Raw genomic sequence first — 13,311 nt, 5'->3', positions numbered from 1 at the left:
ATAGATAAAAGTTCAATATTAGGGTTTGCCCAGCCTGACCGAAAAAGAGCGGTATCCACTACGGTTCCCAAGTGCGGGTCTCAAGTAACATTCTTCCTTTGCTGCCCACGCCACCTCCCCACGCGCCATGTCCACCGCCGCCCCTGCTCGCCCCACGCCGCTGCAAGTCGACCTGGCGCGCCATATTGCGGAAGACATCGTGGCGCGGCGGCACCAGCCGGGCGACCACCTGTCTGAAGAAACCCTGGCCGCGGCCTATGAGGTATCGCGCACGCCGGTGCGCGGCGCGCTGCGGCTGCTGGCCGCCCAGGGCCTGATCACGCACCGGCCGAACAGCGGTTACACGGTGGCGGAACACGCGGCGGGATCGGCGCCCGCCATCGAAGGAGCAGGCCCGTCGCAAGACGAGCTGACCCGCCGGCTGATCGATGACCGCGCCGCGCGCGGGCTGCCCGAAACCTTTACCGAACGCGATCTGCTCCAACGCTATGACGTGCCGCGCAGCGTGCTCGCCAAGACCTTGCTGCAACTGTCGGCAGATGGGCTGATCGAAAAACGCAAAGGGCACGGATGGCAGTTCGCGCCATCGCTGGAAAGCGCCGAGGCGCTTAGCGAGAGCTACCGTTTCCGCATGACGATCGAATGCGCGGGCCTGCTGGAACCCACTTTCCGCGTAGACAAGGCGGCGCTTGCGCGCATGCGCGCCGCGCACGAAGCCCTGATTCAGCGCGACGATGCCGGCATCTCGGCCACCGAGTTCTTCGGCCTGAATGCGTCGTTCCACGAATTGCTGGCGCGCTTCTCGGGCAACCGCTACATCCTGCAAGCGGTGCAGCAACAGAATCAATTGCGCCGTCTGGAAGAACACGCGGCGTTCTATCGCGACGCCCGCTTCGTGAACTCCAGCAACGAACACCTGCAAATCATCGAAGCGCTGGAAGCCGGCGACCAGGAATGGGCGGCGCAACTGATGCGGCGCCACCTGAAGACGTCGCTCCAAGCCTCCTGATTCCCCTGCGATTTGACCTGCCCGCCCCTCTGGCCGGGCAGGATGGCGCACGCCTGTACGCACCGGATGCCTGACTGCCAGTATTGTATTTATAGTTTCTTTAATACAAAATAGCCGAACCTGAACTTACCCCAAAGCAGGATCGTCATGTCTTCAACCCCCACCCTTCCCTCTCATTCCGACGCCTACTGGATGCCGTTCACTGCCAACCGGCGGGTCAAGCGCAATCCGGTTCTGTTTGCCGCCGCCGAAGGCATGCACTACATCCGCCCTGACGGCCGCCGCGTGCTGGATGGCATTGCGGGCCTGTGGTGCGTGAACGCGGGCCATCGGCGCCCGGAAATCGTGGAGGCCATTTCGCGCACGGCGTATGAACTGGATTACGCGCCCTCGTTCCAGATGAGCCACCCGCTGGCCTTCGAACTGGCCGATGCGTTGTGCGAGGAAGCGCCCGCCGGCTTTTCCAACGTGTTCTTTTCCAACTCCGGATCGGAGGCGGTGGACACCGCCCTGAAGATTGCGCTGGGCTATCACCGCGCACGCGGCCAGAGCCAGCGCGTGCGGCTGATCGGGCGCGAACGGTCGTATCACGGCGTGGGCTTCGGCGGCTTGTCGGTGTCGGGGATTGCCGGGCATCGCAAGCCCTTCGGCAATCTGCTGCCTTATGTGGACCACCTGCCGCACACCTATGACCGCCAGCAGATGGCTTACACGCGCGGTCAGCCGGACTGGGGCGCCCACCTGGCCGACACGCTGGAACGCATCGTGGCCCTGCATGACGCATCGACCATCGCCGCCGTCATCGTTGAACCGGTAGCGGGTTCCACGGGCGTCATCGTGCCGCCGCGCGGCTATCTGCAACGGCTGCGCGAAATCTGCGACGCGCACGGCATCCTGCTGATTTTCGATGAAGTGATTTGCGCGTTTGGCCGTATCGACGGCGCCTTCGCGTCGCCGTACTTCGGCGTCACGCCCGACATCATCACCAGCGCCAAGGGCCTGACCAACGGCGCCATTCCGATGGGCGCCACGCTGGTGCGCCAGCACGTGTACGACGCCTTCATGCAAGGGCCGGAAAGCGCCATCGAGCTATCGCACGGCTATACGTATTCGGGCCATCCGGTGGCCTGCGCCGCCGGGCTGGCCACGCTGGAGATCTGCCGCCGCGAAGGCTTGTTCCAACGCAGCCAGGAGTTGTCGCGGTACTGGGAGGACGCGGCGCACAGCCTGAAGGGGCTGCCGCATGTGGTCGACATCCGCAACATCGGCCTGCTGGCCGCCATCGAGCTTGCACCGCTGGAAGGCCAGCCCGGCCAGCGCGCCTATGCCGTGCACAACGCCTGCCTGGAACGCGGCTGCCTGATCCGGTCGGCGGGCGACACCATGCTGCTGTCGCCGCCGCTGATCATCGAGCGCGCTCAGATCGACGAGCTGTTCTCAGTGCTGGCGGACGTGTTGCGCGCCAGCGCCTGAAGGGCCGGCCGCCGTTCAGCGAAGGTGCTTCGCCACCGCCTGGATGACCCGCTGCACATCGCCAGCGGACACATCCAGGTGCGTGACCAGGCGCGTCGGGCCGTCATAAACCGCGCGCAACAGGATGTCTTCATTGGCGAGTGCGGCCGTCAAGGCATTACAGCGGGCCGGTTCGAATTGCACGAACAGCATGTTCGTGTCCTGGCTCAGCACCTTGACGCCACGAATGCCGCGCAAGCCCTCGGCCAAGGCACGGGCATTGGCGTGGTCGTCGGCCAGCCGGTCCACGTTGTGCTCCAACGCATACAGGCACGCCGCCGCCAGCACGCCCGACTGGCGCAGGCCGCCGCCCAGCATCTTGCGCCAGCGGCGCGCGCGCGAAATCAGCCCCTGGCTGCCCACCAGCACCGAACCCACCGGCGCACCCAACCCTTTCGAAAAACAGATAGAGACCGAGTCGAACGGCTCGCACATATCAGCCAAGGGCTTGCCGCTGGCCACGGCCGCGTTGAACACGCGCGCGCCATCCAGGTGCGTGCCCAGGCCCACCGAACGCGCCCAGTCGGTTGCGGCCTGAATGTAGCTGGCCGGAATCAGCTTGCCGTGGAAGGTGTTCTCCAAGGCCAGCAAACGCGTACGGGCGAAGTGCGGGTCACCCTCAGGCTTGACCGCCGCAGCCAACTTTTCCAGCGGCAGCGAGCCGTCTTCCGCGTGTTCGATCGGCTGGGGCTGAATGCTGCCCAACACTGCCGCGCCGCCGCCTTCGTACTTGTAGGTGTGCGCCAGCTGGCCCACCAGGTATTCGTCGCCCCGGTCGCAATGCGCCATCAGCGCCGCCAGATTGCTTTGCGTGCCAGACGGGAAGAACAGGCCGGCCGCCTTGCCGGCACGCTCAGCCACCGCCGACTGCAAGCGGATCACGGTGGGGTCGTCGCCCATCACGTCGTCACCCAACGGGGCGGAAACCATCGCCTGCAACATGGCCGCGGATGGCCGGGTGACAGTGTCGCTACGCAGATCAATCATGGGAAGTCCTTGGGGAAATAGAAGAGGATTCAGAGGCGGAATGCAATGGCGGAATGCAATGGCGGAATGCAGAGGCGCAATCAGCGTGCAGAATCAGGATGCGAAATCAGGATGAACGCGCGGCAGGCGCGGCACGGCTCACAACAAATATGCCGGCCAGGATCAGCACCATGCCGCCCAGCTCCCCCATCGAGGGGCGTTCGGACAGGACCACCCACGCCAGCAGCATGGCCACAACCGGCACGCCAAGACTCGACAGCCCGGCAATCGACGCGGGCACGCGGCGCACCACCTGCAACCACAGCAGCCAGCCCGCCGCCGTGGCGATCAGCACGATATAGGTCATGCCCGTCCACAGCTGCCAGCCCCACTGCGCCGTTATCTGCGGAACCAGATAGGCCACAGGCACCATGACCAGCCCGCCAAACAACATCTGCCAGGCGGTAAACGTCATCACGTCCGGCGCGTGGCGCTCGAACATGCGCTTGGACAGCACCGTGCCAATACCCCAGCACAAGCCGCTGCCCAGGCCCAAGAGTACGGGCCGGATATCGCCCAGCCCATTCCAGGGTTCCACAAAGCAGACCAGTCCGATGGCGGCCAGGCCGATGCCCAGGCCGTGACGAATCGACGGGCGCTCGCCCAGCAGCCACCATGCAAACAGCACCACCCAGAACGGCATCGTGTACGCCATCAGCGACACCTTGCCCACGCCGCCCGACACCAGCGCGGTCTGGACGAAACCCTGAAAGCCCGCTGTCTGCGTCAGGCCGATCAGCAGGGTCAGCTTCCAGGGCGGCATGCCCAGCGGACGCCGGGTGACGATGGCCATCGCGAACAGCACCAGGCTGCCCACCACGTAGCGCAACGCCACGAAGTCGAAGGGGCCGATGTAAGGCACGATCAGTTTCATCGCGATCCAACTGCCCGCCCAGACCACGATGGTGCTGAACATCAGGGCTAGCCCTGCGCGATCGAAACTGCTGCGGCTCACTTCCATGGCTCCGTCTTGTAAGGGGGGAAAAGAAAAGACGCCCGGACCAGCGATTAACCGGTGCGGGCGTCTGACATTATGCTCCTGTCATAAAGAGCGTAACGGGCCATTCATGGCCAGATGTGATTACAAGGGCTTGGCCAGCTGCTCCAGAATGGCCGGATTTTCAAGCGTGGACACGTCTTGCGTGACTTCCTCGCCCTTGGCCACGACACGCAGCAGGCGGCGCATGATCTTGCCCGAACGCGTCTTGGGCAGGTTGTCGCCAAAGCGGATGTCCTTGGGCTTGGCGATGGGGCCGATTTCCTTGGCCACCCAGTCGCGCAGCAGCTTGGCGATGGCTTGCGCCTCTTCGCCTTCCGGGCGCGCCTGCTTGAGCACCACAAACGCCACCACGGCTTCGCCGGTCGTGTCGTCGGGGCGGCCGACCACGGCGGCTTCAGCCACCAGCTCGTGCGACACCAGCGCCGATTCCACTTCCATCGTGCCCAGACGGTGGCCCGACACGTTCAGCACGTCGTCGATGCGGCCCATGATCCAGAAATAGCCGTCCGCGTCGCGTTGCGCGCCGTCGCCGGCCAGGTAGTAACCGCGCAGTTCCGACGGGAAATAGCTCTTCTTGAAGCGTTCCGGGTCGCCCCAGATGTTGCGGATCATCGCGGGCCACGGGCGCTTGATGACCAGGAACCCGCCATTGCCCTTTTCGACGTCGCCCCCGGTTTCATCGACGATGGCGGCGGCGATGCCCGGCAGCGGCAGCGTGCACGAGCCCGGCTTGGTCGGCGTGGCGCCCGGCAGCGGCGTGATCATGTGGCCGCCGGTTTCGGTCTGCCACCACGTATCGACGATCGGGCAGCGTTCGCGGCCGACGTTCTTGTGATACCAGATCCAGGCCTCGGGGTTGATTGGTTCACCCACCGTGCCGATGATGCGCAGGCTGTCCAGATCGTAATTCTTCGGATGCGCGTCGGGCGTGGCTTCGGACGCCTTGATCAGCGAACGAATGGCGGTCGGCGCGGTGTAGAAGGTGGTGACCTTGTGGCGCGCGATCATGTCCCAGAAGCGGCCGGCGTTGGGATACGTGGGCACGCCTTCGAACACCACCTGCGTCAGGCCGGCGGCCAGCGGGCCGTAGGTGATGTAGGTGTGGCCGGTCACCCAGCCCACGTCGGCCGTGCACCAGTAGACGTCGTCCTTGCGGGCGTCGAAGGTCCACTTCACCGTCAGCAGCGCCCACAGCAGATAGCCTGCCGACGAATGCTGCACGCCCTTGGGTTTGCCCGTGGAGCCGGAGGTGTAAAGAATGAAGAGCGGGTGCTCGGCGTTGACCGGCACAGGCTCGCAGGTGTCGGGCTGGTTGGCCTCGACGTCATGCATCCAGAGATCGCGGCCTTCGTTCCATGCCACCTTGCCGCCGGTGCGGCGGTACACGATGACTTTGGAGATGGCCTCGCAACCGCCCATGGCGATGGCGTCTTCCACGGCGGGTTTCAGCGGAATGGTCTTGCCGCCGCGCACCTGTTCATCAGCCGTGATGACCAGCGACGCGCCCACGTCCACGATGCGTTCTTGCAGGCTCTTGGCCGAAAAGCCGCCGAACACCACCGAGTGCGTCACGCCCAAGCGCGCGCAGGCCTGCATGGCCACGACGGCTTCAATCGACATGGGCATGTAGATGATGGCGCGGTCGCCCTTCTTGTAGCCCAGTGCCTTCAAGCCATTGGCGAAGCGGCACACGCGCGCCAGCAGTTCGCGGTAGCTGACCTTGTTCACCGTGCCGTCATCGCCTTCGAAGATGATGGCGGTCTTGTCGGCGTTGCCGTTGGTCAGGTGCACGTCCAGGCAGTTGGCGGAGACGTTCAGTTCGCCATCGCCGAACCAGCGGTAGAACGGGGCGTCGGATTCGTCCAGCACCTGCGTGAACGGCTTGGTCCATTGCAGGTTGTCGCGGGCCTGACCGGCCCAGAAGCCATCGAAATCGTTCTCGACCTGGGCGCACAGCGCGTTATAGGCGTCCATGCTGGGAATCGCCGCGCCCTGCGCCGCACGCTCGGGCGGCGGGAAGACGCGGGTTTCTACCAGTACGGACTCAATAGCATTCGACATGATCTTGTCTCCAATCGGTGATTTTGTTGTTGATGCCGCTGTTTTGCACTTTTCTTATTCACCCACCACCGTATCGCCACGCTCTTACGGGCACCTTACGCAAAATGCGGGCCGGAGCCCGCAAACCCGCCTGAACGCAGCAACCTGACGATGCGGACTTAAGGCAAACACGCCGAAACGGCGTTGACTCAAGCGGCACAACAAGCAAACAACGCACCTGCATAGCAGTGCAAAGCAAACAGCTTGAGGCATCGCGTGCTGCACGCGATGCCTCGAAGGCAGTTCATAAGGATAGCAGCCCGATCAGGCGCGCGGCACTGGGCGCGCGTGAAGATCAGATGAAGATCACATCAAGATCAAATGACGATCAGATCGCGGCGCGGCGGGCCAGGCCGCGCTTCATGTCTACGCGCGACAAGAGGATGAGTCCGCCCACGAAGAACAGGCCCGTCACCAGGATGGCCAGGCGATGATCGCCGTGCGTCAGCCACGTCACCATGCCGTAGGTCAGCGGACCAATGACAGCGGCCAATTGCACCGCAAAGGTCCACAGCGAGAAGAACTCGGCCAGGCGTCCGGCAGGCGCCAGCGCGCCGGTCATGGCGCGGCCCGCGCTTTGGGTCGTGCCCATGCACAGCCCGGCCAAGGTGGCGGCCACCCAGAACACGGGCGCGGTCGTGGCCGCGTACGCCACCAGCACCATCACGATCCAGCCACACAAGGTAATGGCCAGCGCGGGCTTATGGCCGATGCGGTCTTGCACATAGCCGAATGAAAACGCGCCCACCGCTGCGCCGATGTTCACCGTGAACACCAGCAGCATGATCTGCGGCGTGGTGAACCCCATGACCTCGGACGCGTAGACCGCGGCCAGCGTGATCACCACCGCAATGCCCGCCTGATAGCAGGCGATGCACATCAGCAGCCGGCGGAATTCGGGATAGTGCTGCCCGGTCTCGCGCCACGCATAAGCCAGTCGTTTGAGCATGTGCAGCGCTTCGGGCTTGTCTGCCTGCGGGCGCGTGCGTTCCTTCAGCATGAAGAAAGACGGCAGCGCGGCCAGCGCAAAGACGGTGGCCGTGACGACGATGACCCACGGCACGAAATGTTCCGCCGTCATGCCACGCGCTTCGGCCTGCGTCACCACAACCAGCGACAGCCCCAGCGTGAGCATGCCGCCGAAATAACCGAAGCTCCAGCCCCAGCCCGACACCCGCCCCAGCGCTTGCGGCCGGGCCAGTTCAGGCAGGAAGGCGGCCACCACGGATTCCCCCACGCAGTAGCAATAGTTGGAGACGACGATGGCGGCCAATGCCAGCCAGACATCGCCTGGCCCCGCTTGCGTCAACACCAGCGTGGCCGCCACGCAGCCGACGGTGCTGGTGTAAAGCAGGCGGCGCTTGCTGCCGTTTGCGTCCGCGCGCGCGCCCAGCGTGGGCATCGTCAGCATGATGAGCAGATAGGACAGCGACAACGCCGCGGTCCAGGCCAGCGTGGCCCATGGGGCGCGCCCACCGACCACGCCAACGAAATAGGTGCTGAACACCGCCGTGAGGATCACGGTGGTGTAGCCGGAATTCGCGAAGTCGTACATGGCCCAGGCCCAGACTTCGCGTTTTTTCACGCCAGGGTTCAACGGGCTTGCGCCCGTGTCCCCGGCGTTCGGCGCGGAACCGTCAGGCGACGGCTCCGGCAGGTTCGTCTGACTCACAGGCCCAGCGCGGCGATGCCAGCTTGCGCGATCAGCACGTCTTCGGTCGACTTCACGCCCGACACGCCGACTGCGCCCACGACATGGCCGTTGACGGTAACCGGCACGCCGCCTTCCAGCATGCCTTCGATCAGCGGCGCCGACAGGAACGACACGCGGCCGTTGTTGATCATTTCTTCGTAAATGCGCGATTCACGGCGGCCCAGCGCGGCGGTCTTGGCCTTGGCGGGTGCAATGTGCGCCGAGATCGGGGCGGCGTCGTCCAGACGCAGCATGCCGAGCAGGTGGCCACCGTCATCGACCACCGAAATGGTCACGGCCCACTTGTTTTGCACGGCGTGTGCTTCGGCCGCGGCGAGGATCTTCTTGACGTCTTCGGCGCTCAGCACGGGTTTGGTATTCATTGCAGCGACTCCTTGATCTGTTCCAGGGCGGTTGGGTCTTCAATGGTCGTCAGGTCTCCGGGATCGCGGCCTTCGCACACGGCGACGATCGCACGGCGCAAGACTTTGCCGGATCGGGTCTTGGGCAACGCGCCCACAAATCGGATCCGGGCGGGTCTAGCCACCGCTCCCAGCTGATCTTCCACCAGCCGCATGATATCGCCTTCCAGCTGCTTTGCCCCTTCGGCGGTCTCGGCCCCGGCGGGATTCTTCAACACCGCGAAGGCCATGGCCACCTGGCCCTTCAACGCATCGGCCACGCCCACCACCGCGCATTCCGCAATTCCGCTATGGCTGTTGACCGATTCTTCGATCTCGCGGGTGCCCAGCCGGTGGCCCGCCACGTTGATCACATCATCGGTGCGGCCCAGGATGAACCAATAGCCGTCGGCGTCCACCCGCCCCCAATCAAAGGTCGAATACACCTGGCGCCCGGGGATGGACGTGAAATAGGTCTGCACAAACCGTTCGTCATCGCCCCAGATGGTGGACATGGCGCCTGGCGGCAGGGGCGGCACAATGGCCACGACGCCTTTTTCGTCCGGCCCCAGGTCTTCGCCGGTGGACTCGCTGACAATGCGCGCGTCGAATCCATAGACGGGAAACGAGGGGCTGCCAAAGCGGGTGGGCACGTTCTCCACGCCGGGCTGGGCCGACAGAATGGGCCAGCCGGATTCGGTCTGCCAGTAGTTGTCGATGATGGGCTTGCCCAAGCCATCGGCAATCCAGTGCGCGGTCGGCTCATCCAGCGGCTCGCCCGCCAGGTACACAGCGCGCAGGCTGGAGACGTCGTGGCGCTTGAGCAGCGCCGGGTCCTGACGTTTGAGCACCCGCACGGCCGTTGGCGCCGAAAACAGCGTGTTCACGCCAAACTGCTCCACCAGCTTCCACAGAATGGCGCCGTCGGGGCGCACGGGCGTGCCTTCGTACAGCACGGTCGCCTGCCCGGCGATCAAGGGGCCATACACAATATAAGAGTGGCCAACCACCCAGCCGATATCGCTGGTGCAGAAAAAAGTGTCGCCCGCACGGCCGTTGAACAGGTATTCCATGGACGACGCCAGCGCCACGGCATAACCGCCCGTGTCGCGCTGCACGCCCTTGGGCTTGCCGGTGGTGCCAGACGTATAGAGGATGTAGCTGGGCTCGGACGATTCCAGCCATTGCACCGGCACCCGCGCACCGCGATGGCGCGCACGCAACGTCGCGTAGTCCAGGTCACGGCCCGCCACGGGTTCAAACGGCGCCAGGCCGCGGTCAAACACGACGACGGCGGCAGGCGGCGACTTTGCCAGCCCCAGCGCCCGGTCAAGCAAGGGCTTGTACGGCACGACCTTGCCCCCGCGCGACCCGCCATCCGTGCACACCACCACCTTGGGCGCCGCGTCGTCGATGCGCTGGGCCAGGTTGACTGACGCAAAGCCGCCGAACACCACCGAGTGCACCGCGCCAATCCGGGCGCAGGCCAGCATCGTGAACACCGCTTCCGGCACCATCGGCATGTACAGCAGCACCCGGTCGCCCCGCCCCACGCCCAGCTCCTTGAGCATGGCGGCTGCGGCGTTGACCTCTTCGTAGATGTCCTGGCGCGTGTAGATCTGTTCGCGATCCACCTCGGTGGACACCCAGATCAAGGCGGGCTTGTCAGCCTGCGTGGGCAGCCAGCGGTCGACGGCGTTGTAGCAAAGATTGGTCTTGCCGCCTACAAACCACTTGGCGAATGGCGGTTTGGAGAAATCCAGGACAGACTGAAACGGCGTCTCCCAATGCACGCGCCCGGCCTCCTCGCGCCAGAACGCATCGCGGTCATGCAATGATCTGTAATGGAAATCCCGGGTTTTTTGCATTTGTGTCTCCTGGTATTGTTCATACGCCTTAAGGCTGATTGATTTCTTCTCGAATCTTTTGGTCATTCTGGTAGGCGAACCTTGCACGAGGCTTGCCACAAGTCAAAAAGTTCCGCCAAATGTCCACGCTGCATGGAATCATTACCGATCTGTCCAAGAACGGTAGTGAAAGTTTGGTAGAATCCCCGCGAAGTTGTAGATAATTGTTGATTTTGCTGACATTTCGGCCCGATCCACGGCTAATCCCGTGGTTTTTGCTGTCATCCGGCAAGTCATCCCAGGCGAATGCATCGACACTCCATAATCGCGCGATTCAATTCATCCACTGGCCAGGCAAAGCGCGGGCTGCGTACGCTCGCGTTGATGGCATGTGTGGCCGGCCTGGCAGGTTGTGCTGGCACTAACCAGAAGTCAACCGCCCATACGTCCGAGATTGATCCGTACGAAATGGAATGGGTAGCCACCGCCGATGACCCCATCGGCATGCTGGTGGTGCAAAAATTCAAGCGCGAACGTCAACGCCAAGCCCAATCGGGCGTCAACAGCGACAACGCCATGGTCAGCGAAGCCCTGAACTACCTGGGCATCCGCTACCGCTTCGGCGGCAGCACCCCCGACACCGGTTTCGATTGCAGCGGCCTCGTCGCCTACTCGGCCGAACGTTCGCTGGGCCTGAAGCTGCCGCGCAACGCTGCCGAAATCGCCCAGCAAGGCGTGTCGGTCGCCAAGAACGAACTCAAGGCCGGCGACCTGGTCTTCTTCAACACGATGGGCCGCCGCTACTCGCACGTGGGCATCTACCTGGGCGACGACCGCTTCGTGCACTCGCCCAGCGCCGGTGGCGTCGTGCGTGTCGAAAGCATGACCATGGCCTACTGGACCAAGCGCTACAACGGCGCCCGCCGCCTGGACAACAGCCTGATGGCTTCCGCCCGCGCCGCAAACTGATTCGGTTCCTGGCATCGTCGCAGAAGCGATGCGCCAGGCGCCATCCCCCAAAAGCAAAACGCCGTCAGACATCAGTCTGACGGCGTTTTGCTTTTGCTCTTCGCGGTCCAGGGCCTATCGCCCTTTCAGCCGCAGGCCGTTTCGGCCTCCCCAGTGTTTTTGTGTTCCAGCGGCAAAACAGGCATTCAGTGGACGGTGCCAGCGCGCGGGCACAGGCCGCACTGCTGCAACGCTTGCTGCATGCTGCATACCGAACGGCGACAAGCCACGACCCGGATGCCGCCACGCTGCGCGGCGTTGCGGAAGGTCTTCATGACGTTGTGTCCAAGGAAGTCGGTCAGCAAGATGACCAGTTGCGTGCCGGAAGGCAGTTGAAGCGTCTTCTTCTGGTGCGACGGATCGCGGCCACTGATGTGGTGCGTGATCGAAATATTGTGTCCTTTCAGCAGATCCGGAATATTGCCCAGTCGATCTGCGCCAACTACTACTGCACTGAGTCCTGCCGTCATGATGAACCTCACTGGTCGTTGAGCCTGGATGTAATGATAATGATTCCTATTTTTTAGTCAACTTAAATGAGATCGGTTCTTATTTAATTATATTTATGAGCTTATCAAGAGGGATAGTGAGATTTGCTATCAGCTAGGGAACTCGCGGCTCTCCAGCCGGTCGCCCCGTTTCAGGGGCAAAAAAAAGCGCGGCATCTCAAGACGCCGCGCTTCTTTTTGCCGGGCAAGCCAGCCGTCCAATTCGCTTACTTCGGCGCGCCCTGCACCGCCTCGGTCACGACGGCGCGAGTCAACGACGGCGCCAGCATTTCCAGGAAGGTGTAGACGTAGTCGCGCAGGAACACGCCCGACTTCACGCCCACGCGGGTGGTGTGCGTGCCGAACAGGTGACCCACGGGCAGGCCAACCAGATTGGAGTCGCGGCGCGGGTCATAGGCCACGCCAGCAATGATGCCAATGCCCAGGCCCACGTCGACATAGGTCTTGATGACGTCGGCATCAATGGCTTCCAGCACGATGTCCGGGTGAATGCCCTGGTTGGCGAACACTTCGTCGATTGTGCTGCGGCCCGTGAAGGCGCGGTCGTAGGTCACGATGGGGAATTCGGCCAGTTGCGCCAGCGACAGGCGCTTGGCGGCGCTGGAGGTCAGCTCGGCCAAAGGATGATCCGGGCGCACCACCACGGTGTGCTCCCAGGCGTAGACGGGCAAGGTGGCCAAGCCGGGCGTCAAGGCCAAGGACTCGGTTGCCAGCGCCAGGTCGGCCTGCTCGTGCAGCACCATTTCCGCCAACTGCGCGGGGCTGCCTTCAGCCAACGACAAGTGCACCTTGGGGAATTGCTTGCGGAAGGCAGGAATCACGCGGGGCAGCAGATAGCGCGCCTGCGTGTGCGTGCACGCAATCACCAAACCGCCTTCATCGCGGCGGGCGAATTCGTCGCTGACCTTCTTCAGATTGTCGACTTCGCGCATGATGCGGTCGATCACCTGCGACACCGCCAGACCCGGCTTGGTCAGGCCTTTGATGCGCTTGCCATGGCGTTCGAAAATCTTGATGCCGAGCTCATCTTCGAACTCGATGATGGCCTTGGACACTCCGGGCTGCGAGGTATAGAGCATCCGGGCGGCTTCGGTCAGGTTGAAGTCGCGCCGGATGGTTTCGCGCACAAAGCGAAATTGCTGGAGGTTCATAAAATTGGCCCCTGATAGATGGGCCAATTATAAGTAATAAGGACGCCTTGTTATA

The 13,311-nt window shown here is 63.5% G+C and carries 11 protein-coding genes; 3 read left to right on the top strand and 8 right to left on the bottom strand.

Going from position 1 to position 13,311, the window contains the following annotated elements; all coding sequences use genetic code 11:
* The first annotated feature begins 127 nt into the window (after positions 1 to 127).
* Both AC1DB0_RS05430 and aptA read left to right on the top strand, forming a co-directional pair.
* Positions 128 to 1,009: a GntR family transcriptional regulator gene (locus AC1DB0_RS05430; RefSeq protein ID WP_476757690.1), complete on the top strand. Its 882-nt coding sequence runs from the start codon at positions 128 to 130 to the stop codon at positions 1,007 to 1,009.
* Positions 1,010 to 1,156: 147 nt separating this feature from the next.
* Positions 1,157 to 2,482, top strand: a complete 1,326-nt coding sequence (aptA, locus tag AC1DB0_RS05425; protein ID WP_454668423.1) for an omega-aminotransferase AptA — start codon at positions 1,157 to 1,159, stop codon at positions 2,480 to 2,482.
* A 15-nt stretch (positions 2,483 to 2,497) separates the two neighbouring features.
* On the opposite strand, the gene ltaE is transcribed toward aptA, so the two are convergent.
* The 6 genes from ltaE to AC1DB0_RS05395 all read right to left on the bottom strand — a co-directional run bounded on the left by ltaE (position 2,498) and on the right by AC1DB0_RS05395 (position 10,675).
* Positions 2,498 to 3,508 (bottom strand): low-specificity L-threonine aldolase, encoded by a 1,011-nt coding sequence (gene ltaE, locus AC1DB0_RS05420; protein WP_476757691.1) that lies wholly within the window; start codon positions 3,506 to 3,508, stop codon positions 2,498 to 2,500.
* A gap of 106 nt (positions 3,509 to 3,614) precedes the next feature.
* On the bottom strand, positions 3,615 to 4,502 hold the full coding sequence (locus AC1DB0_RS05415; RefSeq protein WP_156336619.1) for a DMT family transporter: 888 nt from the start codon (positions 4,500 to 4,502) through the stop codon (positions 3,615 to 3,617).
* A 126-nt stretch (positions 4,503 to 4,628) separates the two neighbouring features.
* Positions 4,629 to 6,608: an acetate--CoA ligase gene (gene acs, locus AC1DB0_RS05410; protein WP_054423977.1), complete on the bottom strand. Its 1,980-nt coding sequence runs from the start codon at positions 6,606 to 6,608 to the stop codon at positions 4,629 to 4,631.
* A gap of 367 nt (positions 6,609 to 6,975) precedes the next feature.
* A complete protein-coding gene (locus AC1DB0_RS05405; protein ID WP_476757693.1) occupies positions 6,976 to 8,319 on the bottom strand; it encodes an MFS transporter in 1,344 nt (447 codons plus the stop codon).
* Positions 8,316 to 8,723, bottom strand: coding sequence for a heme-binding protein (locus tag AC1DB0_RS05400; RefSeq protein ID WP_006218075.1), 408 nt, complete (start codon positions 8,721 to 8,723; stop codon positions 8,316 to 8,318). The genes AC1DB0_RS05405 and AC1DB0_RS05400 overlap by 4 nt, the downstream gene beginning before the upstream one ends.
* The gene (locus AC1DB0_RS05395) at positions 8,720 to 10,675 is read right to left on the bottom strand and encodes a propionate--CoA ligase (RefSeq protein WP_082387099.1); all 1,956 of its coding nucleotides are present in this window, start codon (positions 10,673 to 10,675) and stop codon (positions 8,720 to 8,722) included. The genes AC1DB0_RS05400 and AC1DB0_RS05395 overlap by 4 nt, the downstream gene beginning before the upstream one ends.
* A gap of 219 nt (positions 10,676 to 10,894) precedes the next feature.
* On the opposite strand from AC1DB0_RS05395, the gene AC1DB0_RS05390 reads away from it, so the two are divergent.
* On the top strand, positions 10,895 to 11,557 hold the full coding sequence (locus AC1DB0_RS05390) for a C40 family peptidase (RefSeq protein ID WP_054423983.1): 663 nt from the start codon (positions 10,895 to 10,897) through the stop codon (positions 11,555 to 11,557).
* Positions 11,558 to 11,742: 185 nt separating this feature from the next.
* On the opposite strand, the gene AC1DB0_RS05385 is transcribed toward AC1DB0_RS05390, so the two are convergent.
* Complete coding sequence (locus AC1DB0_RS05385) at positions 11,743 to 12,066, bottom strand: DUF2325 domain-containing protein (RefSeq protein ID WP_035212827.1); 324 nt, start codon at positions 12,064 to 12,066, stop codon at positions 11,743 to 11,745.
* Positions 12,067 to 12,311: 245 nt separating this feature from the next.
* The gene (locus AC1DB0_RS05380) at positions 12,312 to 13,256 is read right to left on the bottom strand and encodes a CysB family HTH-type transcriptional regulator (protein WP_054423985.1); all 945 of its coding nucleotides are present in this window, start codon (positions 13,254 to 13,256) and stop codon (positions 12,312 to 12,314) included.
* Positions 13,257 to 13,311: the final 55 nt, after the last annotated feature.

Source organism: Achromobacter sp. 10T422 (assembly GCF_056394065.1).
The sequence above is the reverse complement of the archived record's forward strand: the minus strand, read 5'-3'. Positions and strand labels throughout refer to the sequence as shown.

Excerpts from the sequence above, each read along its gene's own strand:
- AC1DB0_RS05430 (WP_476757690.1), top strand. The coding sequence starts at position 128 with ATGTCCACCGCCGCCCCTGCTCGCCCCACGCCGCTGCAAGTCGACCTG.
- aptA (WP_454668423.1), top strand. The coding sequence starts at position 1,157 with ATGTCTTCAACCCCCACCCTTCCCTCTCATTCCGACGCCTACTGGATG.
- ltaE (WP_476757691.1), bottom strand. The coding sequence starts at position 3,508 with ATGATTGATCTGCGTAGCGACACTGTCACCCGGCCATCCGCGGCCATG.
- acs (WP_054423977.1), bottom strand. The coding sequence starts at position 6,608 with ATGTCGAATGCTATTGAGTCCGTACTGGTAGAAACCCGCGTCTTCCCG.
- AC1DB0_RS05400 (WP_006218075.1), bottom strand. The coding sequence starts at position 8,723 with ATGAATACCAAACCCGTGCTGAGCGCCGAAGACGTCAAGAAGATCCTC.
- AC1DB0_RS05395 (WP_082387099.1), bottom strand. The coding sequence starts at position 10,675 with ATGACCAAAAGATTCGAGAAGAAATCAATCAGCCTTAAGGCGTATGAA.
- AC1DB0_RS05390 (WP_054423983.1), top strand. The coding sequence starts at position 10,895 with ATGCATCGACACTCCATAATCGCGCGATTCAATTCATCCACTGGCCAG.
- AC1DB0_RS05385 (WP_035212827.1), bottom strand. The coding sequence starts at position 12,066 with ATGACGGCAGGACTCAGTGCAGTAGTAGTTGGCGCAGATCGACTGGGC.
- AC1DB0_RS05380 (WP_054423985.1), bottom strand. The coding sequence starts at position 13,256 with ATGAACCTCCAGCAATTTCGCTTTGTGCGCGAAACCATCCGGCGCGAC.